Below are 26818 nucleotides of genomic sequence, written 5' to 3' on the forward strand. Positions count from 1 at the left end.
GGCCTTGAAACTTTCGGTAAGAGTCGTGACAGCGCGTCCGGCCGCGCTTCATGCACTATGCCGAGCAAATTGACCCGATGGCGGACCGCCCCTTCAACCATGCAAGTCGTCGTGTGCCTGACCTCGTTCAATCGTATCGATTGCGCGCGCATCTCCATGGAGATCATCAAGCTGAATTGGGCCAACAAATGGCCCGTGGTCCACGCCTGTTCCGATACGGGCTATACGCGCTATATTGAAGACGTACTGGTGAAACGCGAACCTCGTCCGCTGACCGCCGGCGCCCTCGACCTGCTGGTTGCATCCGTCAACGCAGCGGTCGCCCGCTTCCAGGCGAAGTATGTGATTCATCTCGAAGCCGACACCTGGATCTTCAACCAGCAGGTCATCCAGCGATATCTGGAACAGCTCGCGGAGAATCCCGCTGCGGTCATCGCCGCTTCATCGTGGAGCACGGATTGCGTGCCGGCGTGGAAACGCTCGCCATTGCTGGGAAGGCGGCTACGCGCCAAGCTTGCAGGCGTCCTCAGGCCGTTCGGTTCGAGCTACGGCATTCGCGAGAAAAAGTCGCTCTCCACGCAGTTTTTCATCGCTAAGGCCACGCCCGAGTTTCTGGAGATGCTGTCCGGTATACGCGTGAAAGACGACGATTTTCTGGAGAAAGTCCTGTATGCCGCGGTGGTCGATCGCTTCGGGACGAAAGGCATCGTCAACATGCCCGAGCGCGAGCCGGTCCATCCTCGCTTTCGGCATGCGTGCGAGCCGCTTAGCCTCTTCTGTCAACATTGGCCTAGCGCCGAAGACGCGCCAACCGCCACAACACACCCGGATCTCACGCCGGCAGATCGGCTGCGGGGGAAAAAGGAATGCCTGCAGGCGGTTCCATTGATGCGGCATGGCCCCTACATGCAAAAACTGCTGACCAGCGACGATTTAGCCTATTACAACGGCAACGCTAAACGGTCTGGATAATCGGGGCTATCGCGTGCCGGTATTGGAAGCGGCTGCGAAATCAACGGTGGCCGCTGTCAACTGTGGCCCGCCGTTGCATCCGTATGCGGCTTGACGTACCAGTAATCGATGACCCAGTCGGCATCATGATAGGACTTCGGCAAGGTGGACGGATACGCGAGCGTCGCCTTGTAGGCGATGCGCGAATTCGGTGCGTAGAACTCCGGGACCAGGTAATACGAATTGACCAGGACGCGGTCCAACGCCCGGGTGGCCGCTTCGAGATCGTCGAGCGTATTCGCGGTTAGTGCGGCGTGAATCAGCGCGTCGACCACTTCGGAATGCACACCCACCGTGTTTTCCGATCCCACTTCCGAGGCGGCCGCACTGCCGAAGCGGCGCAGCAGTTCGACGCCTGGCACAGTGACTGGTGGATAGCCGCCAGTGGTCATGTCGAAGTCGAAGCTGTCGAGCCGTTGCTGGTACAACGCGCTGTCGACCTCGCGCAGATGCGCCTCGATGCCCAGTGTGTTGAGCGCCTGCATATACGGCAGCAGCAAGCGGTCCATGCCGGGTTGGTCGTCGAGCACCTCGATGCTCATTGCCGTACCGTTCGCGTCACGTAACGCACCGTCGCGGTAGTGCCAGCCCGCCTGGCCCAACAGGTCGCGCGCCTCGCGCAGATTGCCGCGTAGCGAGTCTGGCGGCAGCGTCGTCGGTTGTTTCAGCATCGGGCCGAACACTCCGGGCGGCAGGCTCGCCCGATACGGTTCGAGCAGCGCCAGCTCCTTCGCGCCAGGCATGCCGGTGGCGCCAAACGAATCCGGATCGAAATAGCTGTTCGACCGCCGGTACTGGTCGTAGAACATCATCCGGTTCATCCAGTCATAGTCGAACGCGAGTGTGAGCGCGTGGCGCACCCTTACGTCCTGAAACATCGGCCTGCGCAGATTCATGAGAAGGCCCCGCATATACGCAGGCCTGTTGGGAAACGTACCTTTCTGCAGCACTCCATTGCGAAAATTCGTGCCTACGTACCGGCGCGCCCATATCGTGGCACTGCCCTCGATGTTGGCGTCGAGATTGCCGGCCCTGAATGCTTCGAGCAGTCCGAAGTTGTCGAGAAAGAGCTGAAAGGAGATGCGCTCGAAGCGAAACATGCCGCGCCGCGAAGGCAGATTTGCGGCCCAATAGGCGGGATTGCGCCGGTACGTAATGTCTTTGTCGTTCTTGCGCCGTTCGATCAGATAGGGACCGCTCGCAATCGGCGGCACATTCGCGATCTGGTCGAATGGTGGACGCTTGCCGTCGGGCTCTTTGCCCCACTTCGGCGAGAACACCGGCAGATCGCCCGCGATCAAGGGCGCGTCGCGTTCCGGGCGTTTAAAGTCGAAACGGATCGTCGACGGATCGATCACGGTTGCCCTTTTGATGACCGAGAACTCAGAGTTAGAGAGCGGCGAGGCTTGCGGGCTCGTGAGTGTATCGAACGAATATTTGACGTCGGCTGCCGTGATACGGTCACCGTTGGAAAAGCGCGCCGCGGGATTGATGTGAAAGGTCGCTGAAGTGAGGTCCGGTTGTACTTCGACGTCGTCGGCGATCAGCGGGTATTCTGAAGCGAGCTCGTCCCAACTGCGTTGCATCAGCGTGTCGAACATCAGGTTGAGGATGTCCGGGGCCGGCGCGCCGCGCAGCAGGAAAGGATTCAGCGAATCGTAGCTTTGCAGTTCGCCGTAGTTGCCGAAGTTCAAGGTGCCGTCGGCGGGTGCGTCCGGGTTGGCATAGTCGAAATGTGTGAAATTGGCGGGGTAATGCGGCTCGCCGAATTGGGCGATCGACGGCGCAGCATGGGCCGTCATCGCGGATAGGGTCAGCACGACCACAGTGCTGTGGAGTACGGTTAGCAGTGAAGGCATGCGTGCGGACCACGGGCGAAGGCGGGTTCGGGGTCCGTCATGATATGCCTGATTGGCATGGGCTTCGTTTCTCTATGCCTGGAACTTGATTGGCAGGCGGGTGGCATGCTCGCATCGGAGAATCCAACACCGCCGGGTCACCCCCGCGCAGCCAATTTTGCCACCATCGCGCGCTGGACCTTCGCATCCGCCAGCAGAGCCTTGACCTTCTGATTCACAACCGGATTTGTATCTTCGCGCGATATACCTTCGTCTGCCAGATCGAGCGAGGCTTGCCTCAAGTCGTCGTAGTAGCGCAGTTGCGCAGCCCGTAGCGGCGCACGCCGTGAGCCTTGCGGCAACACCGTATTATTCAGCCCCTCGTAGAGCGCATTCCATTCGGGCCAAACCGTGGTGCGTATCTTTGCCACGATTGCAGCTCGCTGATTAGGATCATGAATCATTGGCAACATCGCGCCTGTGTCCTTGATCGCCTTTTGTTCTGCAACCGCCTCTTGTTGTTCGAAAGCAGCAAACGCCAGCTCTTGCCGGGCGTCAGGCGTCGAATTTGATCGCACGGCCTGAAAGAACAACGCGGCGATCACAAACGCCGCAAGCGACGTCGATAGCAGGACGGCGTCCCGCGGATCGAGCCGCGATTCGACAGGATCGATCGGCCGCGCGAGCAGCCATCCCATCAGGAAGCCCGAAACCAGACCGCCGAGATGCGCCGCATTGTCGATGCCCTGATGGGTCAGCCCATTAAACAGGCTATAAACGACGATAAACGCGGCAGAGCGAAACCGTTGTGCCTGAATCGTGCGCGGCATGCTGGAGCGATACCGGCTCACATAGGCCAGCAACGCGCCCAACACGCCGAAGATCGCGCCCGATGCACCGGCGCTGTTGAGAAGAGGATGCCAGCACAGGCTGGTGAGACTCGCGGTCAAGCCGGTAAAGAAATACAGCGCGGCAAATCGGGCGTTGCCGAAGAGGCGCTCGGCAATCCGTCCCATCTGCACGAGCACAATCATGTTGAAGGTGATATGCACCAGATTGAAGTGAATGAACATCGCGGCGAATAGCCGCCACCATTCACCATTGAGCGTGTCGGGGCCAAAATTGGACCCGAAAGCGAGCGCCGTCTGGCCACTCGTTTTGGGAAATCCACTGCCGCTGCTTACCATCGCCACGTAGACGAGCACGTTTAGCGCGACCAGCACCCACGTCACCCAGACATGCGGTGTACGCGATTCCATGCCGTCGAGGAAACGGTCCAGCCGTGTCGATTCAGCGGCAAACTCCGGGGTCATCGCCACGGGCAGTTGTGAAGCAATCGCGCGCGCATCGGATCGACTGCTCGCCCGGATCAGGATGGTTTGCAATGCACCGGGTTGAACGACAGCGTCAAAGCGGATCAGTGTGGCCGTCACGACAACGTTGTAGATGTCCCGGGTAGCGAGGCGCATATCCGTTTCGACATCGGCACCGAAAATCCGTTTGGCGCGCGCCTGAATGCGCACCTCGCCGTCTGCAAAGAGGATCGCGCCGTGGCTCTTGAACGACTTGGCGCGCCAAGTGCCGCCACCTTGACGGATACCCGAACCGTAAGCGATCTGAAACCGTTCGGTGATGGGCGGTGCTGCGGCCGTGCTCGCAACCTCGACGGCGTCGAATCCCCAATTCGGCTCTTCGCGATTCATCCCTTCCCCCGGTTGTGCCGGGCCCTGTTCGCGGACCTCGGCCTCTCTCTGATATTTAGCTCGTGGTCCATTGAACCGGACCTTAAGTCTTCCTTGATATATTACGGCGCCCAAAACGAAGCGGTGTGCGATTGCACACGAAGTTGTGCGGGATTTTCGCTGAATGCCTCGGCTTCGGCAATGCCGCGCCCAGCCAATCTGCTTGCCAGCAGCGAAACTGCGTATTCATTTTGCATATGGACGAACAACTACGGCGATCTGATGCTTCCCGGAATTAATAGTTGCCATGCTAATCATCTTGCGCTTTAATACGCCCATGTTCGATCATTGCCTTTATTTCAATTCCGTCGCGCTTGCCCGCCTGGTCGAGCGCGAATGGACCACCGTGTACGCCCGCTTTGGCCTGACACCGGCGCAAGGATTCGTGCTGCGCGTCGTGCTGGCCTCGCCGGGAAGTTTAAGCAGTCAGGTAGCCGATCTCCTCGGCATCGCCCGCCCCACCGCCACCCGTCTGATCGACAACCTTTGCGAAAAGGAATTGGTCGAACGCCGCCAGGGTGAGGCGGACGGCAGGGAATGGGGCGTCTATCCCACCCGCTCGGGCAAAGCGCTTGACCGGCCCATCAATGAGGCCAGTGCGGACATCGCCAAAGCGTTGCGCCGCAAAATTGGTCCTGATCTGTTCGAATCCACTGTCTCTGGCATGCATAACGTGAGGAAGGCGCTGGATTAAGGCGCCATTCGCTCACCGCTTTTAGCGCAGCACCAATGATTGTCTTGCTAATCAAATTCGGAGCCGAAATGGACAAGCTTGCGACAGAAGGTATGCATGCCTGCGAGGCGTCGCAACGGTATGCGTTCAGGGCAACCGAAAAACGGCACTGGGCGGTCGGCATCGTTATTACGCTGGTGGTCCTTGGACTGTTTGCAATCGCAGCCAAATTTGCGACCTCCAGCGTCCGTGCCAACACGACCCTTTGCCTTAAGCAAGCCGCAAACGACGAGCACGTTAGCCTCGAAGCGTTCTTTCAGAATCCAGCGGAACAGGGCACGTTCGTAGCGGCGATCACCGCTTGCTCACGCTAAGCGGCGTGCGGTTAGCCGACATAGTTCGCCGCCGCGCTTTGCCGCGCGCCAGGTCCGAACGTCAAAACGCTAAGCAAGGCTAAAACCCACGCACCCACACCGCCATAGAGCATTACGAGCCCGAACCCATGCACAAGCGCGGCATGCGCGATCATCCCTTGTGGATCCATTGCGGCAAGCGCTACGTTCCCCGCTGTATTCCCTTGGCTCAGCAAAGCCATATCGCCAGCAGCGACCTTTTCGGCGAGCAGGCGCAATTGCCCGCGATCCGCAGAAGCCGGCAAGACACGCGTCAGGTAAAACAGCACGCCTTCAAGAAGAATGAACCCCATCATGGCGATGTTGATGGCAAGCGTGATCAGCCTTGCACTCATATCGATCCCCGAGGCCATCCCCGCCCGGTCCGGCGAGACCGATCCGGTCGCCGTATTCGTCACCGGTGTATTGGTCAAACCCAGTCCGATGCCGCACAGGAGGCAGCCCGGCAACATGGTGAGCCAATCGGCGTGCTCCGCGCCGCTGCCGAACTTCATCAGGATGAAGCCGAGCCCGATCGTGAACATGCCAAGCGGGATCACCCTGCGGGCTTCGATACGAAGTACGAGCCTTTCGGCCAGCGGCGGAATGACCAGAGTAGGCAATGTATACGCAAGCAACGACAACCCCGCGCTCACGTTTCCATAACCGAGTGCGCCATGAAAATAGATCGGCAGATAGATCATGAACGGCCAAAAGCTGAAATTCATTCCTATCGATCCAAACAACGCACCTGAGAAACTGCGGATTCGCAGCACTGAAAAGTCGAACATCGGCCGGATGCTGCGTTTTTCGATAATCAGGAATGCGATAAAACTCAACACTGTCACCGCCATGATGCTCATTGCGGCAAGACTGTCGAAGCCGAGATCGGGGCCCTGCGTGATGTAGTAAACAAGGCCGAAGCATGCGACGGAAAGCGTGACGACGCCGGGGACATCGAGATGCTGCGCGTGCGGATCGCGCGACTCCTGCACGCCGGCAAAGACCAAAGCCAACGCAACGACCGAGACGAGAATGTGGATCAGGAAAACCCATTGCCAGTTCGAGACCGCGACGATCACGCCGCCAATGATCGGTCCGAATCCCAGCCCGATACCAAAGATGATGCCCCATGCAGCAAACGCCCTGCTGCGTTCGCGACCTTCCTGGAACTGGTGCGAAAGCACGGCCACCTGGCAGATCAGCATCGCGCCACCGCCGATGCCTTGCAGGAAGCGGCTCACGATCAGCACCGACACGCTTTGCGCGAGTCCGCAGAGCAGCGACGTAATCGCAAACAGCACGATGCTGCCGACATACATGCGCTTGCGTCCGAAGCGATCCGCGAGCGCGCCAGTTGCCATCAGAACGGTTGTGCACGCAATCGTGTACGCGTTCATGATCCATTGCATGGCTTTGAAATCGCCCTGCAACACAGTCTGAAGGGTGGGGAGAATCGTCGGCACACTCGAAATTTCAAGGCCGAACATCAATGAGGTCAGGCACACGGCCGCAAGCGCGAGCGCGTTTTTCGGAGAACGGGAGAGCGTCATGGATATCGCCGTTAGGTGGATAAAGTCCGATCGCGCGTAGATAGGTCCATTGCGCGCCGTCCTTCAAATGCGGGGCTACTCGATCCGCGCGACTTCGAGGATTAATATATCGGGAATATGATTCCCCATTGACGAGACTTTTTCCCGTTAATTATTCCTGCATGGACCCAATATGACGGACCGGCTCGATGGCGTGACGACCTTTGTCCAGGTCGTCGACGCGGGCAGTTTCACGCTTGCTGCTGAACGCATGCATCTCACGCGTTCGGCAGTCGGCAAAGTGATTACGCGTCTGGAGGCGCGTCTTGGGGTGCGTCTCCTGCATCGCACGACGCGTAGCCAGACGCTGACCGAGGCGGGTCAAGCCTATTACGACCGTTGCGTGCGGGCGCTCGCCGAACTGGAAGCCGCGGAAGCCGATCTGGAAAGCGAGCGCACCGAGCCGCGTGGCCGCCTACGCGTGAGCGTGCCGATCGCTTTCGGACATCACTGCGTCGCGCCCGTTCTGTTCGAACTCGCACGCAAGCACCCGCAACTGCAGATCGATATCTCCTTCACGGACCGGGCGGTGGATCTCATCGAAGAAGGCTTTGACCTCGCGGTGCGGATCGGCGATCTGCAGGACAGCACAAGTCTCGCCGCGCGCCGCCTTGGCGTGCAGCATATGAGCATTGGTGCTGCGCCATCGTATCTGGCGAAATACGGTATGCCTGTCGACCTCGACAACCTCCGCGGGCATGCAGGTATCGCCTATTCACGCGGCGGTGTGCTGACGCCCTGGCGCGTGCAGGACGGCGAAGGCCAGCCGCAGGAATTGCGCATCGCACCGCAACTGAGTCTCGACGACGTCCAGGCCATCGCGGGCGCCGGCATTGCCGGTTTCGGATTGGTGCAGTTGCCCTGCTGGCTGCTAACACGCTACGCGCAGACGGGAGAACTCGCGTTCGTGAGGGAACGCTGCGGCGTGGGGGCCCAGGACATCCACGCCGTGTGGCCGAAGACGCGCTATCTGCCGCTCAAGACGCGTTGCGCGATCGATGCCCTTGTTGCAGCGATTCCGGACATGATTCGCGCTTGAGGTTCGTGTTTTTAAGGCAACGCCTCGCGAATCGCCGCGAGCCACAGTCCGACTGCGTGCGCACCGGGATCAGCGAAGCCGAGCGCGCGCTTGCCGACATAGCTGGACCGGCCGAGTTTAGGGCTCATCGATGCCGTCTGTGCAGCGCCCGATGCCGCTGCGTCGACCGCGGCCTGCAACGCCGCGTCAGTATCAGCGGATTGCGCAAGCGCGGATTGCAATGCATCGACTGCCGGCAACAGCGCATCGACCATGGTGCGATCGCCGGGATGCGCGCCGCCTAGCTCCATCAGGGCCGCGACACCCGAGCCGAACGCCTCCGCCCAACGCTTCTCAGCAGGCCCGCTGGATTGATCTAGCACGCTGCCTGCGCGCAGCAACATCACAGCATAAAGCGGCCCTGAGGTGCCGCCCACCACACGGCGTACGGTCGCGGACACGGCACGCAACACGGCACCCGGTGTTGTCTCGGCCGGATAGGTGTCGATTTCATGCAGGACGCCCCGTGCGCCGCGGGCGAGGCTAATGCCGAGATCGCCATCACCCACGCGCTGATCCATCTCGGTCAACACCGGTTCCGCTTCGATCAGGCACCCGCAAACCGCTTCAATCACGTGGCGCAACCTGGATTCGCGAGCGAGTCGCGCACCGTCCGTGTCGTCTGGAGCGACCGGCACCTCCTTGACATAAGCCTGTGCCACACGGCCGCTCAATGCGGGCCACGCGGACGTGTGCGCGGCCGCATCGAGCCACGCAAGCCGCTGATCGTCGAGGCGCAATAAGGTCAGCGAAACACCCGCCATTTCGAGCGCACTCAGGAAGGTGCCGGCCCATGCGCGTTCCACGTTGATGCTGCGCGCCGCAAGATAGCGCAGCGCCGAAGCGGCGACGGTATTTAATTCGCTCTGGGGCGTGCCGCCCAGGTTGTTCACTAGCAAGGCGACGCGCGCGTCCGCTGGCAACGCGAGGTCGTTGAGGATCTTCGTCAGCAGGCGCGCGACGATGGCATCCGCCGGCTCCAGTGCGCCGCGCTCGACGCCGGGCTCGCCATGAATCCCGAGGCCCCACTCGATCTCGCCGTCAGCCAGCTCGAAGCCCGCTTTGCCTGCCGCCGGCACCGTACACGGCGTGAGCGCGACGCCCATCGTGCCGAGCATGGCTGCCGCTTCGCGTGCGGCCTGCGCCACTTCGTTTAACGGCCGTCCTTCGGCGGCAGCGGCGCCCGCAATCTTGTGAACCAGCACCGTGCCCGCCAGGCCTCGACGGCCGGCGTGCTCGCCACTCGCCGACAGTGCGACATCGTCCGCCACGATCACCATCTCCACCGCAACGCCTTCGGCGCGGGCGATCTCGGCGGCGAGGCCAAAGTTGAAGCGGTCGCCGGTGTAGTTTTTGACGATGAGCAGCACGCCCGCAGGACCGGCTACCGCGCGGATCGCGTCGAGCACGGCATCCGTTGAGGGCGACGTGAACACTTCTCCCGCCACCGCTGCGCTCAGCATGCCCGGACCCACATAGCCCGCATGGGCCGGTTCGTGACCGGAGCCGCCACCGGAGATCAGCGCGACTTCACCGCGCCGGGCTGCGGCTTCGCCGTCGGCACGCACGATGATCGTGCCGCCCTGCAGCAACGAAAGACCGGGATTGAGCGCGGCGAGTCCGTCCAGCATCTCGGGGACGACCGCGGAAACATCGTTGATGAGCTTCTTCATGTGCGTCAGCTTCCTTGTATGCCGCGCTCTTGTGCATCATGAGCCTGTGGCGGCTGGGGTTGCGAGACTGCTACGGGGATGGCCAAGGGACGGCCGCAAACGCGCCGCCGAAAACCTGACTTTACCGCGCCTTGGCGTGCAGCGTCGCATCGCGTTGCGAGGTCCGGGAAAGCGGGAGGGGAATATGCGGAAAGGTCGCGCAATCAGCGCGCAAGGAAGAACGAACCAACGAATGCAGCGAAGAACGAAACAAGACACGACAGTAGACAGAAACTGAAGCCATTGAAGCCTCAATGGTGCAGCTTCCGTCTGCGTCGATTGTGCGTTGGTAGGCTCGATTGGATTCGAACCAACGACCCCCACCATGTCAAGGTGGTGCTCTAACCAACTGAGCTACGAGCCTTTAGAGGCGCGAATTATAGAGACTCTCGTTGCGCAGCACAAGCCCCTGACGCGAGTGGATTTCGCTGGGAAATTGCGCCGCGTATGCATGGATGGTGTAATGGGCGCAACGCGCCCGAAGCCCCGGCGCAATCCACTGGAGCAGCGCTAAAGTGACTCAGAATATCTATGACGATCCGGGCTTTTTCGCGGGATACAGCCAGCTCGGCCGATCGATGAAAGGCCTGGACGGCGCGGAGGAATGGCCCGCGCTGCGAGCGCTGCTACCGCGATTGGACGGCATGAACGTGATCGATCTCGGCTGCGGCTACGGCTGGTTTTGTCGATGGGCACGCGAGCAAGGCGCCGCGACCGTGCTCGGTCTCGACGTCTCCGAAAAGATGCTGGCGCAGGCGCAAGCAAGCTCGGCAGACCCCGCGATTACCTACGCCAAAGCGGACCTCGAAGAACTCGCTTTGCCAGAGGCCAACTTCGATCTGGCCTATAGCTCGCTGGCGTTTCACTACATCGTGGACCTCGCCGGTCTGCTCAAGCAGATCCACCGCGCGCTGCGGCCCGGTTCGAGCCTCATCTTCTCCATCGAACATCCGATCTACATGGCCTCGCAACATCCGGCATGGGTCACGGATGCCGCCGGGCGTAAAACCTGGCCCGTCGACAGCTATCAGCAAGAAGGTCCGCGCATCACGAACTGGCTGGCTAACGGCGTGATCAAACAGCACCGCACAATCGGCACCCTGCTCAATCTCCTGATCTCTACGGGCTTCGCCATTGCACATGTCGAGGAATGGGGGCCCACCGATGAGCAGGTCGCCGCGTGTCCCGAACTCGCCGAGGAACGCGAGCGGCCGATGATGTTGCTGGTGTCGGCGCACCGCTAAGCGACGCGCCATACGCACATCAACCAGCCAAGGCTGGCGATCACATCTTCACCACGGTGAGCAGCGTCTGCTTGCCGCTCTTGTAGTCATACAACGAGATTGCGCCCTGCTTCAGATCGCCACGCGCATCGAACTGGGTGCGTCCCAGCACACCGACGAAATCGGAAGCGGGCATCGCCGCGAGAATGTCCGCGGCTCGGGTCGAATGCGCGCGCTTCATTGCATCGGCGATGATATACACGGCGTCATACGCGAACGGCGCGTTGAGCTGCACATGTTGATGAAAGCGTGCTTCGTAGCGTTGCTCGAAAGCGGGACCGTCGGGCATCTTTTCGAGCGGCATGCCGGCTATCGAGCACACGACGTTATCCGCGGCGTCGCCCGCGAGTTTGGCGAGCGAATCGGCGCACAAGCCGTCGCCGCCGAGCACGCGTGCACTGATGGCCAACGCACGTGCCTGCTTCGCAAACGGACCGCCGGTGGCATCCATCCCGCCGTACATGATGATGTCCGGATGCTCGCCCTTGATCTTCGTCAGAATCGAGCGGAAGTCCACCGCCTTGTCGTTCGTCGCGTCGTGCGATAGCACGGTCAGCCCGTCTGTCTTGGCCTGTTTTTCGAACTCGTTGGCAAGACCCTGACCATAGGCGGTTGCGTCGTCAACGATCGCCACGGTCTTCGCCTTCAGATCCTTCTGCGCGTAGTTCGCCAGCGCGGGCCCCTGCTGCGCGTCCGTCGCCACCACCCGGTACGCGGTTTTGAAGCCCTGTTGCGTGTAAACCGGATTGGTTGCGGAGGGCGACACTTCGACAATGCCCGCGTCGCTGTAAATCTTCGAGGCCGGAATGGTGGTGCCCGAGTTCATATGACCGACCACCGCGACGACGTGGTCGTCGACCAGCTTCTGCGCCACCTGAGTGCCTTGGCGCGGATCCGATGCGTCATCCTGCGCATCCAGTGCAAGAGTCACCTTCTGCCCGTCAATCACGAGCCCTTTCGCATTGATTTCCTCCACCGCGAGACGCGCGCCGTTTTCCGTGTCCTTGCCCCATTCGGCGTTCGGCCCGGTCAAGGGAGCGACGTGACCAATCTTGACCAACTCGTCCGCCTGGGCGTACCCCATGCCCGCCGCGGCCAGCCCACCCAGAATGCCGATCGTCGTCAAACGACGAACCTCTACGAACATGCTCATGCCGCACCCGCCATAGTGTTGGATCAACCAGGAACGCGCTATCCGCAGAGGACAGCGCGTTCGCCTACCCTGACGTATCTGCGCGTTCATCCACGTCCTTGAGAGATGGATTGGCAACGGCGATATCGTGCAAGGGTTGGAGCGAATGTAGTCAGGACGAAAAAATCGGCATTGAAGCGAACGGCCCGAAAATAGAAGAAATGCGCCAGCCCGCGCTGCACCGCCGGTACGGGCTGGCGCCCTTATACTGGCCGTATTCAACTGATGCATCCGTTTCGTCGATCAGGAAGCAGCCATGCGCAATACTGAACATGCAGTTCGCGGCGAAGAAGCGCCTGCGGGCCGCGAGCTGGTTGAACGTCTCGACCACGCCGCCGCCATGCCGGACCAGCGGAGCGGGCGCTCGAGCGCCGAACTCAACGTGGGCTTCCTGCTGTGGCCACGTTTTCCGCTGCTCTCGCTCGCAGGGTTATGCGATGCGTTGCGGCACGCCGCCGATCTCGGCGATCAAAGCCGGCCCTTGCGCTGTTCATGGAAAATCATCGGCGAACAGGATGAAGTGGTCGAAGCGAGTTGCGGTGTCACCGTGACCGTGCAAGCGGCCTTCCCCGAGGTGGAGCAATTCGATTACATCGTCGCGATTGGCGGGCTTCTGCCGCATCTCGAACATGTCAGCCCACGCTACTGGGATTATCTGCGCCAGGCGGATCAAGCTGGCATCCCGCTGATCGGCATGTGCACAGGCAGCTTCGTGCTGGCACGTGCCGGGCTGATGGGGGGGCACGTGGCCTGCGTGCACAGTTTCCACCTGGAAGACTATCAGCAGATGTTTCCGGCGCTGCGCGTCATCACGAACAGCGATTACCTGATCGACGGCAAGCGCATCACCTGCGCAGGCGGCATCTCGGTGATCGAACTCGCGGCCCGCCTGATCAGCCTGCACTGCGGGCCGGACCGCGCATCGAAGGTGATTCATCAGATGACCGTCAGCCGCCACAGCGGTGCCTCGTTTATCGAACGGCGCCGCGCGCTCGGCTACCTTTCCGTCGAAGACGTGACGGTGCGGCACGCCATCATCCTGATGGAAGAAAATCTCGAAGCGCCCCTGAACATCGCCGTGATCGCCAAAATGAGCGGCACCAGCGTGCGGCAACTCGAGCGTGCCTTCATGGCAGCGATGAACACGTCGCCCAACGAGTTCTATCGCCAGATGCGACTGCGTTACGCGCGCTGGATGCTGCTGAATACCGCCAGGCGGGTCACCGATATCGCCTATGAATGTGGCTTCGCCGACTCCGCGCACTTTATTCGCGTGTTCAAGGAAACGTATGGCGTGACGCCGGGCAAGTTGCGTACCTCGCTGGGCGCGCCGGCAACGGACGAATGACGTCGGCCTGCGCCGCCCTGGCGCTTTTCTTCTATTTTTTTGCACATCGGTGCAATTCCATCGGCTCGCTTTAAAAGTACATTCACATTCGCCACGGCGTGGCGCGATCCTTCACGCCCTGTGAATTACAGATGGAGGGCGCCTTGCGCACGTCGTGCGCGCCGGCCCTTCCAACTCCTATGAGCGAAAGACCCATGAAAGAGAAGGCCCACATCGTCGTGATCGGCACTGGCGGCACGATTGCCGGCCGCGGGGCATCGTCCGTCAACACGTCCGCTTATGCGTGCTCGGTCCTGTCCATCGACGAAGTCCTGTCCGGCATTCCGGAAGTGGCCGCCGTTTCACGCGTGAGCGCCGAGCAACTGATGCAGATCGGCTCCGAAAACTTTACGACCGAACACCTGCTGCAACTCGGCAAGCGCATCGACACGCTGCTCAGGCGGGACGACGTGGATGGCATCGTGGTGACACATGGCACCGACACGATCGACGAGACCGCCTACTTTCTGCACCTGACGCTCAAGAGTCCTAAGCCCGTCGTAGTGGTCGGATCGATGCGGCCGCCCTCTTCGCTCAGCGCGGATGGCCCGCTCAATCTGTACAACGCAATTCTTGTCGCCAGCAGCCCGGCGTCCCACGCCAAGGGCACACTCGTGGTGTCCAACGATGAAATCCATAGCGCACGCGATGTCGTCAAGACCAGCACGTTCAAGCTGGAATCGTTTCGCTCTCCCTATGGACCGTTGGGATACATCGTCGAAGGCAACCCACGCTACTACCGCGTTCCTGCACGACGCCATACGACAGAGACGCAATGGTCGGTCGACGAGATCTATCAGTTGCCGGAAGTCGGCATTGTCTATGCCCATGCCGGCATCGACGCTGCTGTCATCGAGGCCACTGCGCAATCGGGTATCCGCGGACTGATTTACGCGGCCACCGGCAACGGCAATGTCGCCGGGCATGTCGTCGGTGCGCTGCTGCGGGCAAGGCGTCGCGGCGTACAGATTGTGCGGGCCTCGCGCACCGGTAGCGGCATCGTAACCCGCAACGGCGCGCAGCCCGACGACGAATACGACTGGCTCGTCGTCGACGACCAGGTGCCGCAGAAAGCGCGGCTCCTGCTCATGCTATCTCTGAGCGACGGGCAACACAGCACTGAATTGCAGGACGTGTTTTACCGTTACTGAGGGGTACGCACGCTATCCGGCAGGAGCTCCGAGACTACGCTTCAGCGCGGCGCATCCCGCGTCCACCAGTGGCTCTATGGCCGTCTGCAATGCATCGGGCAGGAAGTCACTAATCCACACGAACTGACACCGTCCGTGGCTGTCTGGCACGATCTGCATTGACGCATGATGATGCTCGAAGTGTCCGCCCATGGCGGCATACGCGATCCGCATCCGCTCATCATCGATCGCGACGATACGCTCTCGCACCACGTTGCCGTTCGCAAACGTGACCGTGCGCACGTCGCCATCGAGCGTCACCTCGACCAGTACACCAGCGAAGACATCCGCGAGATTGCGTGAGTCGCGCAACGTTGGCCACGCGTCCAGAGGCGCGGCTTCGAGTTCGATTTCGCGGTAGATAGAGGTCATTGCACGCTTCCTTTGCCAGATCCGGAAACGCCACGATATGACGCCCGAGGGCGCGCGTCCTGGGGAAAATTGCGCTTATCATCTAGACCAATCACTCCCGACCTCTAACAGGAAGCCACGTGAACAAACCTGAATTGCAAAATGACCTGGCGGAAATTCGCGAAATCATGCGTCAGTTCGTGAGCGAGCGCGATTGGGACCAATTCCACACGCCGAAGAATCTGGCCACTGCGCTGAGTGTCGAGGCAAGCGAGCTGCTCGAACCTTTCCAATGGCTTGTCTCCGGCGACAAAAGCGAACTCGACGAAGCGAAGCTCACCGCCATTCGACACGAGATGGCCGACGTCCTCGTCTACCTCGTTCGCCTCGCCGATAAACTGGACGTCGATCTCTTTCAGGCCGTGCAGGAAAAGATGGTGCTCAACCGGGCCAAGTATCCGGCCGACCAGGTGCGCGGCGACTCGCGCAAGTACACCGAGTACAAGGATAAAAGCCGCTAAGGCCGGGCGTACACGGGTGCATTCGGCGGCATTCGCGAGCGCTAAAAAAGCACATCGACGCAACGATTGGAGACAACGTGAAATTCGACACGACAACCGTCCAGCTGGTTTTGGCTATCGCGGAGGATGGCAGCATTTCCCGGGCAGCCGACAAACTGAGCCTGGCAGTGGCGGCCGCTCCGCTAACCGACGAAAACTGGAGTTATACAAAGCGAATTATTTCTGCTCGCCGCGCCTTCAATTCTCATCGAGCCAGCCGCGGTCATTGCGCGTCGAGCGGATGCTCTTGCAGGTAGGTGCGTAGAGCGTCGTTCATGCGCGTCTGCCAACCGTCGCCGGTCGATCGGAAAGTGTCGACGATATCGGCGTCGTACCGCATCGTCACCTTCACCTTCGGGTTTTCAAGAGGCGGACGGCCCATGCGCTTCGGGGCGGACGTTTGCATATCGCTCATGGTCAGGCAGCGCGAGCAGGGCGATGCGTCATGTCGCCGCGACCGGCGAGCAGACCTTCAACCGAAATGTCTTCGTCAAGCGCGTCCCAATGCAAGCCGCCCGCGCTGATCTCGAAGTGCATCCGCTGCTCGGGCGTTGCGTGCAACAGCCGCGGGAACCACGCAAGCGGCACCCCTAGCGTGCGGCCGTCCTGAAGTTCGACCCACATCGTGTAGTCGTCGAACCGAACTTCCTTAGCCGAAGCACTCATTCCATGTCCTTTCGATCAATTCCCGGTTGGATTCAACTACTTCCGTCAGCAGCGCCTGTTCCTTCGCCGTGAAGCCATCGCACTTATTGTACCGTCAATAAGTCGGTACGCAAAGGATCCTCTTCCTGATGGCTTCCCGCTCAGGCTGCCCCGCTTCCTGATGAGGTCGTGCTGCGCGGCCGTGATCCAGTCGAACTCCACCCTGTGGTGCTTATCAAGGCGCTGCCGGTACTCGGCAGCGGCCGAGGGCGTCCCTGTGCGAGCAGCCGCTATCGACATCTGCCGGCACTGTGAACGGCGCCCCGCAAACGAATTTTTATTCAATTTTGATTGAATATTTTTCGAGGAAACTTATCGCTGCACATTCACGCTGATTCCCACCGCGTTGTGCGCCAGGCTGGACCACTAACAATCCAGGCGGGAACAGGCCATGAAACATCGTGTGCAAGAGCTAACGGGGCTGCGTGCTATCGCAGTGACGATGGTCGTCGTGGGTCATGCGCAGCGTTTGCTCGCCGGGGGCTACACCGGCCTTCTGAGGCCGCTACGGCTAGTGTCCGATGGCCGCCTGGGGGTGCTGGTCTTTTTCGTCCTGAGCGGGTTTCTGATTACCAGTATCCTGCAGGCCGAATTGAAGAGTACTGGCCGAATCAGACTCTTTCCCTTCTATGTGAAGCGGGCATTGCGCATATGGCCGGCGTTTTATACGTACCTCGCGACCATCGTCGTTCTGTCGATGATGGGATGGACCGATGTCGACCGTCGCCAGGTCATGGTCGCAGCGCTGCACCTGTGGAACTACTCCGGTTTAGGCGGCATGTCCGCCGACAACGCGCTGCATGCCGACGGCGCCTGGTACCTCGGCCATTTCTGGACCCTCGCGCTGGAAGAGCAGTTCTATTGGCTGTGGCCGCCGCTACTCTTTTATATCTGGCGGCGCGATAGCCAACGCGTCCTCCTGTTTCTGATCTTCGTGGTGCCATTGATCAGAGTGGGCACCTATTTCGCTGCACCGCAATTGCGCGGACAACTAAGCATGATGTTCCATACGGGCATCGATCCAATTCTGATTGGCTGTTTCGTCGCGCTCAACAAGGACCGCCTCGACGCCTGGGTTCGCTCATGGCCCGGCGGAACGCTTGTTCCCACTGTGATGGTTCTTGTGCTGTTTGTTCTCATGCCGATTGCCGAATCGAGGCTCGGCGGATTCTGGAGTGCCACTTACGGGACCACGCTCGAAGCTGCTTTGGTCGGGTTGGTGATCGTAGTCCTCTACTTCCAGAGCGATTTCTGGTGCTCCCGCCTATTGCGGACACCGCCGTTCGTTTTCATTGGCACAATCTCGTTCAGCCTGTACCTCTGGCAGCAACTCTTTGCGAACGCGAACCTGCCAATCGCCCATGCATTCCCGCTTGGCATTCTGGAGGCCGTGGCGGTGGCAACCGCCAGCTACTATTTCATCGAAGCACCCTTCCTGCGCCTCAAAGACCGCGTCGCGAACCGGTTGAGGCGCCTGCCTGTAAGCGACCCGGTTCTGCTGACTCCTACGTCTGACGGCATCGGGCCAAAGGCGGTGGAATAGGAACGACAACCGGCGTCCACGCACTGCGTTTTTTATTTACCAACGCGCAGGCATATGAAACTTGCCTTGCCTGCCGGATTTTTCCACCGCAGCGATCAATTCCTGTGCGGCGGCAGAGGTCGTATTGGCGAACGCATAGAACTGCACATTGGGCAGGGCCGGCACGCGCTCGATCATGGGTTTCTGCGAGCGGGGTTTTTAATAGCGTAAGCTGCAAGGTGTCCGATCTGAAAGGAACGCACCCTTGCGCCCTCTAAAATCAGGCAAAATGAGGAAAAACTCCGAGGCGTGTCAAGGTGCTAAATCGATCGTTATCCGCGGACTCCCAGGAATCGCTTTCCCGCGATATCGGCGTAGTCGCCCGTATAGGGGCGGTCCCGTCCATTCTGCAGATGATTTGCGACGAGACAGGAATGGGGTTCGCGGCCGTGGCCCGGGTCACCGATGAGACCTGGATGGCCTGCGCCGTCCAGGACAACATTTCGTTCGGGTTGAAGCCTGGCGGCAAACTGGACTTGCGCACCACCCTGTGCTTCGAATCACGCGCGGCGCGTTTGCCCATCGTGATCGATCGTTTTACCCAGGACGCGACCTATTGCAACCATCACACCCCCGCGATATACGGACTGGAAAGCTACATTTCGGTGCCGATCATCCTGCCCAACGGTGACTACTTCGGCAACCTGTGTGCAATTGATCCCCGTCCGGCAAAAGTCTCCGAAACCCGCATTGTGCGGATGTTCGAGGTGTTCGCGCAACTGATCGCCATGCAGATAGACAACGAGCAGCGCCAGTGGTCGACCGAGGCGCAACTCATGGACGAACGTGAGACGGCAAGTCTTCGGGAGCAGTTCATCGCTGTGCTGGGCCACGATCTGCGCAATCCGCTGGCTGCCGTCGATGCCACGGCTGAGCTGCTCACTCGTAATCCGAGCGGGCTCGACCTGGTCGCCGTGGGAATGCGCCTGAAAAGAACCTCTGCCCGCATGGCGAGGTTGATCGACGACGTGATGGACTTCGCGCGCGGGCGGCTTGGAAAAGGCATCCCGGCAGCGATCGGACCCGCCGACGACCTCGCATCAGTTCTTCGCGCGGCCATCGGCGAGCTGTGCGATTCGAATCCGTCACGCGTCGTGCGCAGCGAGATTGCGATTCAAGGCACGGTGCAGTGCGACACCGTTCGTCTACAGCAACTGATCTCCAATCTGGTCGGCAATGCGCTTGCGCATGGTTCGCCGGATGTCCCGGTTGTCGTGGACGCGAGGACCGAAGCTGGACAACTCGTGGTGTCGGTCACCAATGGTGGCTCACCGATCGAGCCACACCTTCTACCGAAGGTTTTCGAACCGTACTGGCGCCCGCCCTCAAGCACGCCCGGCGGCGGCTTGGGACTTGGCCTGTATATCTGCAAGAAAATCGTCGAAGCGCATGGCGGAACCCTAGAGGTGTGCTCGAGCGCCGAACTGGGTACCTGCTTCACGGCTCGTCTACCGGTCGGCTAAGGCGCGCCAGCGACCGACGCCTATCCTCCCAAAAGACTCGTCGCTCGCCTTGCGTCTGTGCGTCTTTACAGATAGCTGCAGACGTAGTCGAGCGTGTCGATCACGTCGATATCGAAGCGGCTCTTGCCGGGCACCGAGAACGACTCACCTGCGCCATACGTCTTCCACTCGTCGCTGCCTTCGAGGCGGATACGGCATTGGCCGGCCTGCACTTCCATCAGTTCCGGCGCGTCAGTGCCGACGTTGAGCGTGCCAGGCAGGATCACGCCGAGCGTCTTGCGCGAGCCGTCGGCGAAGAGAACGGTATGCGAGACACACTTGCCGTCGAAGTAGACGTTGGCGCGTTTGATAACGGAAACCTGATCGAATTGCGTTGCGGCCGTCATGGCGGTCTTCCTATGGGTCAACGTGAATGGATGCGTTGGCGCCGCCTCGCAGCAGCGAGAGATGAGCGATTCGAGCGAACCGCACACGCAGGCTTTCGGGTAGGCGCCAGCCCGCCATCATACAGGCAGCCAAAGGCGCCACTCGCTGACGATCAGTCAACCGGGCACCAACGACCCGACTCCGGGCACACCATTGCAGGCTCGCCGTTCATCCGGACTTGCTCTTCATCCAGTTGCAGAGCCTCTGCAGGGGCGACGTCGAAGGCAACCTTTAGTGCGTTCGCAACGTGGGCATCTTCGATGGGAAGCTCCCAGGTCAAAAACATCTGGACGCAATCCTTGTCTGGCGCGAACTCGGCCACGTTAAAACCACTGCTGCCGCGCTGAATGACGCCATGAGGCTGGCCGGTATCGAATATCAACACCGTTCCCCGGGTCAACCGAATGCGCTTGCCCAAAGAGGGAAAATGCACGTCCAGCCCCTTGTCCTCGCTTAAGAAAAGATTGCAGAAGGCCGCACCGCCATATTGCGCACCGTCATGGTGATACCTCGCGCCGCGGCAGGCCATGAGGGCTACGTCGCTTGAGGCCAGCACCCCGGGCAGCCCAAGCGCGCCAGTCCAATCGGACACCGCCTGCACACAGCGCGTGTACTCCGGCCAGCGCGCCCGCGCTCGCGCCAGAGGCATGACCTCGACGTCACCGGGCTCGAGATCCATGCGCGTCGCGATCTCCCTGTCCCAATCAGCAAGCAGACGTGCAGAGGGCATTGGGACGTCGACGGTGCCCGACAGCACGATGTCGCTCACGCGTCGACTGCGGATCGCGTCGCCGCTCCAGAAATATGAGGTCAGCATGTCTCGCACTTGATGCGGTTGAGGGGGGCGGAGCTGCGCCGCAAATATTAAGGATTTCTTCACCTGACGTCCATTGGCGTCCCAACGCCACAGTCGCAGCATGTGTTCACGCGCCTGCATCACGCGCCAAGCCGGTTTGCGGTCACAGCGCCGGAATACTGCCCCTTTGCCCCTTATCGGCAATTACGAACCTTCTCCGGAGTCACGCAAAATGAAAACCCTTCGAATCCTCGCGATCAACGCCATTGCTCTCTTCTGCGTTCAGGCTTTCGCGCAAGAGGCCTCCACGCCAGCGCAATCCTCTCAGGACGCCGCGGCGCTCTCGGTGGGCGGCTCGATTGCGCCCCAGACCGAAATGGGGGCGCCGACCGGAAAAAGCCGGGAACAGGTCTATCGCGAACTCGTTCAGTCACAAACGGACGGCGAGGCCGCAGCCATGCGAGACGTATTCAAAGGCGGGCGCTGATTGCCTGCTGCGGGCGCTTCCCAGTGGCTTTACAGAACCGCTGGGAAGACAGTCGCGCTCAATAGCCGATGCGCTTTTCGATGGTGCGAAACTGCCCCGATCAGCGCCGACACCGCGCCCGCGCGCTCCGGAAAAATGCCTAACGCACCGGCAATCTAGTTGGCCACGATGAAACCGGTCGCAGAGATAAACAGAAACCGCAGAGATAAACAGAAACAGCGGTATCACGAGACCCATCAGGCCGCCCCAGTCAGTGCGTGCATCGACGGCAAGCAGCATGCCAGCGAGCGCGGCACTGACGGTTCCGATCCGCATGAGGCGGTCGCTGCCGAGTCGTCTCACCAGCCCCGAGTTGAGCAGATTCGTGATCATGATGCCGACAATGCCCGCACCGAACAGCAGGCCGTAAAACTGCGGCCGCTGGCGGCCATCGCCAGTCCGATGTTTCCGGAGTTCACCTTTCGGCCCCGCCGGCAAAGCTGGCCACCGTCACGTATATATTGCAGGGCGAATTTACGGGTTTTGCGCTTGCCGCTACTGCGGCGTTTGAGGCTGCGCCTGCTGATTCTGAGCTTGGGCGGTGTTCTCCTTCGCCTTCTTGCTGGCCATGTGATGGCCGACAGCGCAGCCCCCTGCGGCGCCAGCCACTGCGTGACCCTTGCCGACAAAGTGTCCGGCTACTCCACCGGCAGCCGCACCCTTCATACATCCTGCCGCGTTTGCTTCGCCCGCAATTGCCAGTGACACGATGCATGCAAGCAGCCCGATAGCTTTGGATTTCATTTCGCTTCCTCGTTCGTTGGATCGATGTTGATCTCGGTGTTAAAACCCGCAAGTTCCGTTCCAACCAGGAACAAGGTCGACACGTTCGACTCGCTCATCGAGTCAACACAACCGAACGGGCGCGCCGATTTTTGGCGAATTGCAATCAGCGGACATCGCGACTATCGTGAAAGCGTCTCCTCTCCATATCTCATCCAGATGTGGACTTACCCGCCGCAAGGCGGGTATTTTTTGAGCCCCCGCACAAGCGCCCTTCCACACTAGCGAGTGACGATCGAGTGACGGTCGCCACCGTGCCGCTTCCCTACCGGCGCCAAAACCACCTCGCGTGCTGCACCGCACGCCGCATTGCGACGGCATCCCGGTGCGTTCTTGATGCAACGCCACACGCATCTCCCCGCATGCTGCCGCGCCTGATGCCTGGGGCAAGTCCCTAGCGCCGTTTAGCCGGGCATTACCCCTCTGCCGATTGCTCCACCTAAACTTGAATCACAAGGAGGGGACACGGTAATGGCCAAATTAATCCATACGATGATCCGTGTGCAGGATCTCGATCGTTCGCTGCAGTTCTACCGTCAGGCGTTCAATCTCGAGGTGTCGCATCGACTCGACTTTCCGGAATTTACCCTCGCCTATCTGCGCAACGCTGAGGCCGAGGCGGAAATCGAACTGACCTGGAACAAGGGGCGCCCCGAGCCCTATACGCACGGCGACGGCTACGGCCATGTCGCGTTCTGCGTCGACGATGCCAAGTCCGAGCGCCAGCGTCTGGTCGATCTCGGCTTGACCCCAAACGACATGCGCGAATTTCGCAACGACAGCGGCGAATTGCTAGCCCGCTACTTCTTTATTCAGGATCCAGACGGCTACAAGATTGAAGTCCTGGAGCGACACGGCCACTACCAATAAAGCAATCGCCGCGAGCTCCAATTCGAATCACACCAAGGAGACAGAGATGAATACAAGGGTGATCCCCATCACGTCCGACCCCACGGACCACACCGCACATGCAGGACACGCGGTATCGGCTGCATTGAAAATCCCCCTCACCCGCCGCGAGTTGCTGAAGGGGACGGGCGTCATCACAGGCACGCTAGCGTTCTCGTCCATCTTCGCAGCACTCGCGCCCAGTCGTGTCTGGGCCGTCGAACTGCAGGGACTCGACAGCCATCAGGGCGAGGTGATTCTCGCCTTCACGCGCCAGGTCTATCCGCATCCAACGCTCGATGACGCGGTGTATGCGCTCGTCGTCAAGGATCTGGATGCAAAGGCACGCAAAGACCCGGCCGTCCAGCAGCAACTCGCGAGCGGCGTCCAGCAACTGGATGCGCTCGGCGGTTCGAACTGGGCCAAACGCGACCCTGCCGCTCAGGCGCGCGATGTCGAATCGATGGCGGGGACGCCATTTTTCAGCACCGTGCGCAGCACCGCTGTGGTTTCGCTGTATAGCAATACGCTCGCCTACACGCATTTCGGCTATGGGGCGTCCGAGGGTGACGGGGGTTATCTGTACAAGGGGTTCAACAGTCTGTCATGGCTGCCCAACCCACCCGCTGCAGACAGCGGCCCGATTCCTTCGGATAGCTAACTTGGGAGACAAGTCATGGCTCAAGACAACAACAAGGTGCGGTTTTCCCACAATGACGACCGTGTCGTCGTGATCATCGGTTCGGGCGCTGGCGGCGGCACGCTTGCGAACGAGCTCGCGCAGAAAGGGGTCAACATCGTCGTGCTGGAAGCCGGCGGATTGCATACTCAAAGCGATTTCGTCACGGACGAATGGGGCTCCTTCCAGATGCTGTCATGGCTGGACAAGCGCACCACCTCCGGCACCTGGCGCGTCGCCAAAGACTTTCCGAATCTGCCCGCCTGGATCTGCAAGACCGTGGGCGGCACAACGACACACTGGGCCGGTGCGAGTCTGCGCATCCGTCCATACGAATTCAAGGCAAAAACCACGTATGGCGACATCAAGGACGCCAGCCTGCTCGACTGGCCGCTAACGCGCGAAGAGCTCGACCCGTACTACGACCGCGCCGAGAAGAAGATGGGCGTGACGCGCACCAACGGCTTGCCCGGTTTGCCGGGCAATAACAACTTCAAGGTGATGTCGGCTGGGGCGATGAAGGTCGGCTACAAGGAGTGCAATACCGGGCACATGGCGATCAACAGCATCGTGCGTGACGACCGGAGTCACTGCTTCCAGCGCGGTTTCTGCTTTCAGGGCTGCCGCACCGGCGCTAAATGGTCGACCCTGTACACCGAATTGCCGCGCGCGCAGGCCACCGGTCATATGGAGTTGCGCACGCAAGCTCAAGTGGTTCGCATCGAGCACGACGCACGCGGCAGAGCGAAAGAAGTGGTGTACTACGACAGTGACGGCAAACTGCAGCGCCAGAAGGCTCGCATTGTTGCGGTAGCGGGCAATTCGATCGAAACGCCGCGCCTGTTGCTCAATTCGCATTCGGGACGGTTTGCCGACGGACTCGCCAACTCGTCCGGCCAGGTGGGACGAAACTACATGCGTCACACGACGGGTTCGGTGTATGCGGTGTTCGACGAGAAGGTCGACATGTTCAAAGGCACCACGATGGCCGGCATCATCGAGGACGAAGCGGTGTTCGATCCAAAGCGCGGCTTTGCGGGCGGCTACCATATGGAAACCATCTCGCTGGGTTTGCCGTTCTATGCAGCGTTCCTCGATCCGGGTGCGTGGGGTCCAAAGTTCACGCAGGCCATGGACCAGTATGCTTATACCGCTGGCATGTGGATTGTCGGCGAAGACATGCCGCGCGCAACGAACCGCATCACGCTGAATAGCGACGTCAAGGATCAGTATGGCCAGCCGGTTGCCAACGTGCACTTCGACGACCATCCGAATGACGAGGCAATGCGCGAACACGCCTTTACGCAGGGCTCAGCGGTGTATGCGGCGGCTGGCGCGAAAACGGTGTACCGCGTGCCACCCTATCCTTCGACGCATAACCTCGGCACTGCGCGTATGAGTAGCCGGCCCGAAGACGGCGTATGCAACAGCTATGGGCAAACGCACGACGTCTCTAATCTGTTCGTCTCCGATGGCAGTCAGTTCACGACCGGTGCCGCCGAGAACCCTACCCTGACGATCGTGACGCTGGCGATCCGGCAGGCCGATTACATCACCGGGCAGATGAGCAAACGTTCGATCTGAGTCTTCAAGAGGAAAAGTGCCATGTGTGGGATCTACATTAACGCCGATCCGATTCTGTACGAGTCGCGTACGCGGTCGCTCCGGATCCACGGCGTCATCACGACGGTGCGGCTGGAAAATCTGTTCTGGGACGTGCTTCACGAGATCGCGGGGCGCGAGAGCATGACCACCAGCCAGTTCGCGGTGAAGCTGTACGATGAACTGATCGCGCTGCGCGGCGAGATGCCGACCAACTTCGCGTCGTTTCTGCGCGTCTGCTGTCTGCGTTATCTGTCCATGCGCGCGGCCGGCGGCACGAGTACGGCTGAGGTCTCACCCGAGCCTGCCACAGCAAACGAGATCAGGCCGCGTATCCTCAAGACGGTCTGACTTCAATCTTTCACGCAGGAATGCGCCCTCTGCGACCTGGGCAACGTGCCAGTCAGGAATCGCCATCGGGGTCCAGCTTGTCAGGGCTCAACGATCCCGGTGACATCTCAGCCACCGCGCTGGTAGTGTCAACTGGACGCCGGATCGCAGAGGCAGGCCTCGCCAACCGTTCAGATTGACCGGGATACCGGCCTTCTGTGAACAGCCGGTGCTGCACGGCCGAATGGTAGCCGCGCAGCTGTTCCGGGAGGACCGTGTCGGTTTCCTCCGCGGACATGCCGGTGGCAGCAAGGGGCGTGGCAACGTCGTGCGCCATGGTGGCCGCGAGAAGGAATGGGCGCATCAGACCGTGGCGAGCGATCGTGAAGCCAAGGATGCCCAGCCCTGCCGCGATGAAGATAACGCCCGGTGGATAGAACGTGTAGCCATAATTCACGGCATAGTCCACAGCCGCGAGCGAATACAAGCACAGGCTAAGCAGGCACAGGTCGAGAAGCTCGCGCCTCGCCTTGCCGCGGACCTCGCGCCGCGCCGTCACCAGCAACCAGCCGCTTCGCCACGCGAGGAAGATAGTCTGCAGGACGTGGACGGGATGCAGAGGGCCAGCCTTGGGATAGGGCCCAAAAAAATACATCCTGAAGCCGGCCACCACCTCGTCGCCCGTGAGCAACAGAATGGCCAGCAACGCGCATAGGCCGTAAGAAACGAGCAAAAGACGGTGCTCGCCTCGTCGCCCAGCCACTTCGGTGACGAAGTGATAAAAGGTCGTCGGCAAAAACAGAATGAACAGGTAGCCCACTTTGACAAGTACACCGGCGACGTCGGCACTGGTGGTCTGAAACAGGACCGCCCACGTGCCCTGCCAGAAACAGGTGGAGATGCACATCAGCGCGAAGGGCGTGGACAGACGGGTCACGCCCCCGGTGACCAGCACGTATAGCCCGAACCCCAAAAATAATACGGACACGAAAGCAGGCAATATCGAGTACATGGCGCTCTATTGGCGTGTTCGCTTT

At 60.5% G+C, this 26818-nt stretch carries 27 protein-coding genes, 1 tRNA gene and 2 pseudogenes; 16 read left to right on the forward strand and 14 right to left on the reverse strand.

All coding sequences use genetic code 11. The annotated features are described in order from the left end of the window. The first annotated feature begins 156 nt into the window (after nucleotides 1-156). Nucleotides 157-972, forward strand: a complete 816-nt coding sequence (locus tag P3T40_RS01635) for a hypothetical protein (RefSeq protein WP_429265928.1) — start codon at nucleotides 157-159, stop codon at nucleotides 970-972. 56 nt (nucleotides 973-1028) lie between these two features. Here P3T40_RS01635 and P3T40_RS01640 read toward each other — a convergent pair whose 3' ends face one another. Both P3T40_RS01640 and P3T40_RS01645 read right to left on the reverse strand, forming a co-directional pair. After that, a complete protein-coding gene (locus P3T40_RS01640) occupies nucleotides 1029-2870 on the reverse strand; it encodes an extracellular solute-binding protein (protein ID WP_429265929.1) in 1842 nt (613 codons plus the stop codon). 137 nt (nucleotides 2871-3007) lie between these two features. Further along, nucleotides 3008-4552: a rhomboid family intramembrane serine protease gene (locus P3T40_RS01645; RefSeq protein ID WP_429265930.1), complete on the reverse strand. Its 1545-nt coding sequence runs from the start codon at nucleotides 4550-4552 to the stop codon at nucleotides 3008-3010. Nucleotides 4553-4868: 316 nt separating this feature from the next. On the opposite strand from P3T40_RS01645, the gene P3T40_RS01650 reads away from it, so the two are divergent. Next, entirely contained in the window at nucleotides 4869-5285 is a 417-nt protein-coding gene (locus P3T40_RS01650) for a MarR family winged helix-turn-helix transcriptional regulator (protein WP_429265931.1), read from the forward strand. 68 nt (nucleotides 5286-5353) lie between these two features. Beyond that, nucleotides 5354-5638, forward strand: a complete 285-nt coding sequence (locus tag P3T40_RS01655; RefSeq protein WP_429265932.1) for a hypothetical protein — start codon at nucleotides 5354-5356, stop codon at nucleotides 5636-5638. An 11-nt stretch (nucleotides 5639-5649) separates the two neighbouring features. On the opposite strand, the gene P3T40_RS01660 is transcribed toward P3T40_RS01655, so the two are convergent. Further along, the gene (locus P3T40_RS01660) at nucleotides 5650-7209 is read right to left on the reverse strand and encodes an MFS transporter (RefSeq protein ID WP_429265933.1); all 1560 of its coding nucleotides are present in this window, start codon (nucleotides 7207-7209) and stop codon (nucleotides 5650-5652) included. Between the two features lie 172 nt (nucleotides 7210-7381). Here P3T40_RS01660 and P3T40_RS01665 point away from each other — a divergent pair, with 172 nt between their 5' ends. Beyond that, entirely contained in the window at nucleotides 7382-8287 is a 906-nt protein-coding gene (locus tag P3T40_RS01665; protein ID WP_429265934.1) for a LysR family transcriptional regulator, read from the forward strand. Nucleotides 8288-8298: 11 nt separating this feature from the next. Here P3T40_RS01665 and dhaL read toward each other — a convergent pair whose 3' ends face one another. After that, complete coding sequence (gene dhaL, locus P3T40_RS01670) at nucleotides 8299-9999, reverse strand: dihydroxyacetone kinase subunit DhaL (RefSeq protein ID WP_429265935.1); 1701 nt, start codon at nucleotides 9997-9999, stop codon at nucleotides 8299-8301. Nucleotides 10000-10325: 326 nt separating this feature from the next. Further along, nucleotides 10326-10402: transfer RNA gene (locus tag P3T40_RS01675), tRNA-Val, on the reverse strand. Nucleotides 10403-10553: 151 nt separating this feature from the next. Here P3T40_RS01675 and P3T40_RS01680 point away from each other — a divergent pair. Continuing rightward, nucleotides 10554-11282: a class I SAM-dependent methyltransferase gene (locus P3T40_RS01680; protein ID WP_429265936.1), complete on the forward strand. Its 729-nt coding sequence runs from the start codon at nucleotides 10554-10556 to the stop codon at nucleotides 11280-11282. Between the two features lie 40 nt (nucleotides 11283-11322). Here the strand turns inward: P3T40_RS01680 and P3T40_RS01685 are convergent, their stop codons facing one another. Beyond that, nucleotides 11323-12405, reverse strand: coding sequence for a branched-chain amino acid ABC transporter substrate-binding protein (locus P3T40_RS01685; protein ID WP_429266122.1), 1083 nt, complete (start codon nucleotides 12403-12405; stop codon nucleotides 11323-11325). Nucleotides 12406-12769: 364 nt separating this feature from the next. On the opposite strand from P3T40_RS01685, the gene P3T40_RS01690 reads away from it, so the two are divergent. Together P3T40_RS01690 and P3T40_RS01695 are read left to right on the forward strand one after the other, a co-directional pair. Continuing rightward, nucleotides 12770-13861, forward strand: a complete 1092-nt coding sequence (locus P3T40_RS01690; RefSeq protein ID WP_429265937.1) for a GlxA family transcriptional regulator — start codon at nucleotides 12770-12772, stop codon at nucleotides 13859-13861. Between the two features lie 194 nt (nucleotides 13862-14055). Then, nucleotides 14056-15051: an asparaginase gene (locus tag P3T40_RS01695; RefSeq protein ID WP_429265938.1), complete on the forward strand. Its 996-nt coding sequence runs from the start codon at nucleotides 14056-14058 to the stop codon at nucleotides 15049-15051. A 12-nt stretch (nucleotides 15052-15063) separates the two neighbouring features. On the opposite strand, the gene P3T40_RS01700 is transcribed toward P3T40_RS01695, so the two are convergent. After that, nucleotides 15064-15462, reverse strand: a complete 399-nt coding sequence (locus tag P3T40_RS01700; protein WP_429265939.1) for an SRPBCC family protein — start codon at nucleotides 15460-15462, stop codon at nucleotides 15064-15066. 167 nt (nucleotides 15463-15629) lie between these two features. On the opposite strand from P3T40_RS01700, the gene P3T40_RS01705 reads away from it, so the two are divergent. Both P3T40_RS01705 and P3T40_RS01710 read left to right on the forward strand, forming a co-directional pair. Then, nucleotides 15630-15962 carry a nucleotide pyrophosphohydrolase gene (locus P3T40_RS01705; protein WP_429266123.1) on the forward strand — a complete coding sequence of 111 codons (333 nt, stop codon included), beginning with the start codon at nucleotides 15630-15632 and terminating at the stop codon, nucleotides 15960-15962. A 77-nt stretch (nucleotides 15963-16039) separates the two neighbouring features. Next, nucleotides 16040-16141: pseudogene (locus tag P3T40_RS01710) on the forward strand (LysR family transcriptional regulator); the annotation flags it as partial. 83 nt (nucleotides 16142-16224) lie between these two features. Here the strand turns inward: P3T40_RS01710 and P3T40_RS01715 are convergent. Together P3T40_RS01715 and P3T40_RS01720 are read right to left on the reverse strand one after the other, a co-directional pair. Further along, on the reverse strand, nucleotides 16225-16416 hold the full coding sequence (locus P3T40_RS01715) for a BrnA antitoxin family protein (RefSeq protein WP_429265940.1): 192 nt from the start codon (nucleotides 16414-16416) through the stop codon (nucleotides 16225-16227). A gap of 2 nt (nucleotides 16417-16418) precedes the next feature. After that, a complete protein-coding gene (locus P3T40_RS01720) occupies nucleotides 16419-16667 on the reverse strand; it encodes a DUF2442 domain-containing protein (protein WP_429265941.1) in 249 nt (82 codons plus the stop codon). A 430-nt stretch (nucleotides 16668-17097) separates the two neighbouring features. On the opposite strand from P3T40_RS01720, the gene P3T40_RS01725 reads away from it, so the two are divergent. Then, nucleotides 17098-18249 carry an acyltransferase family protein gene (locus P3T40_RS01725; protein WP_429265942.1) on the forward strand — a complete coding sequence of 384 codons (1152 nt, stop codon included), beginning with the start codon at nucleotides 17098-17100 and terminating at the stop codon, nucleotides 18247-18249. A gap of 36 nt (nucleotides 18250-18285) precedes the next feature. Here the strand turns inward: P3T40_RS01725 and P3T40_RS01730 are convergent, their stop codons facing one another. Beyond that, nucleotides 18286-18426 (reverse strand): hypothetical protein, encoded by a 141-nt coding sequence (locus P3T40_RS01730; RefSeq protein ID WP_429265943.1) that lies wholly within the window; start codon nucleotides 18424-18426, stop codon nucleotides 18286-18288. Nucleotides 18427-18662: 236 nt separating this feature from the next. Between P3T40_RS01730 and P3T40_RS01735 the strand changes: the two genes are divergently transcribed. After that, the gene (locus P3T40_RS01735) at nucleotides 18663-19751 is read left to right on the forward strand and encodes a GAF domain-containing sensor histidine kinase (RefSeq protein ID WP_429265944.1); all 1089 of its coding nucleotides are present in this window, start codon (nucleotides 18663-18665) and stop codon (nucleotides 19749-19751) included. Nucleotides 19752-19816: 65 nt separating this feature from the next. Here the strand turns inward: P3T40_RS01735 and P3T40_RS01740 are convergent, their stop codons facing one another. After that, nucleotides 19817-20137, reverse strand: coding sequence for a pyrimidine/purine nucleoside phosphorylase (locus P3T40_RS01740; protein ID WP_429265945.1), 321 nt, complete (start codon nucleotides 20135-20137; stop codon nucleotides 19817-19819). Nucleotides 20138-20289: 152 nt separating this feature from the next. After that, nucleotides 20290-20994 carry a hypothetical protein gene (locus P3T40_RS01745; protein WP_429266124.1) on the reverse strand — a complete coding sequence of 235 codons (705 nt, stop codon included), beginning with the start codon at nucleotides 20992-20994 and terminating at the stop codon, nucleotides 20290-20292. A 211-nt stretch (nucleotides 20995-21205) separates the two neighbouring features. On the opposite strand from P3T40_RS01745, the gene P3T40_RS01750 reads away from it, so the two are divergent. Continuing rightward, on the forward strand, nucleotides 21206-21460 hold the full coding sequence (locus tag P3T40_RS01750) for a hypothetical protein (RefSeq protein ID WP_429265946.1): 255 nt from the start codon (nucleotides 21206-21208) through the stop codon (nucleotides 21458-21460). A 534-nt stretch (nucleotides 21461-21994) separates the two neighbouring features. On the opposite strand, the gene P3T40_RS01755 is transcribed toward P3T40_RS01750, so the two are convergent. Continuing rightward, nucleotides 21995-22243, reverse strand: coding sequence for a hypothetical protein (locus P3T40_RS01755; RefSeq protein WP_429265947.1), 249 nt, complete (start codon nucleotides 22241-22243; stop codon nucleotides 21995-21997). Between the two features lie 510 nt (nucleotides 22244-22753). Here P3T40_RS01755 and P3T40_RS01760 point away from each other — a divergent pair. Genes P3T40_RS01760 through P3T40_RS01775 form a run of 4 tightly spaced genes read left to right on the forward strand, consistent with a single transcriptional unit; the run spans nucleotide 22754 to nucleotide 25802 of the window. Continuing rightward, nucleotides 22754-23152: a VOC family protein gene (locus tag P3T40_RS01760; RefSeq protein WP_429265948.1), complete on the forward strand. Its 399-nt coding sequence runs from the start codon at nucleotides 22754-22756 to the stop codon at nucleotides 23150-23152. A 46-nt stretch (nucleotides 23153-23198) separates the two neighbouring features. Continuing rightward, nucleotides 23199-23831, forward strand: coding sequence for a twin-arginine translocation signal domain-containing protein (locus P3T40_RS01765; RefSeq protein WP_429265949.1), 633 nt, complete (start codon nucleotides 23199-23201; stop codon nucleotides 23829-23831). Nucleotides 23832-23846: 15 nt separating this feature from the next. Continuing rightward, on the forward strand, nucleotides 23847-25433 hold the full coding sequence (locus P3T40_RS01770; RefSeq protein ID WP_429265950.1) for a GMC family oxidoreductase: 1587 nt from the start codon (nucleotides 23847-23849) through the stop codon (nucleotides 25431-25433). 21 nt (nucleotides 25434-25454) lie between these two features. After that, the gene (locus P3T40_RS01775; protein ID WP_429265951.1) at nucleotides 25455-25802 is read left to right on the forward strand and encodes a ribbon-helix-helix domain-containing protein; all 348 of its coding nucleotides are present in this window, start codon (nucleotides 25455-25457) and stop codon (nucleotides 25800-25802) included. A gap of 70 nt (nucleotides 25803-25872) precedes the next feature. Here the strand turns inward: P3T40_RS01775 and P3T40_RS01780 are convergent. Next, nucleotides 25873-26793 (reverse strand): annotated as a pseudogene (locus tag P3T40_RS01780) (histidine kinase N-terminal 7TM domain-containing protein); the annotation flags it as partial. Between the last annotated feature and the right edge of the window lie 25 nt (nucleotides 26794-26818).

The sequence above is a fragment of the Paraburkholderia sp. EB58 genome (genome assembly GCF_050436665.1).
GTDB lineage: Bacteria > Pseudomonadota > Gammaproteobacteria > Burkholderiales > Burkholderiaceae > Paraburkholderia.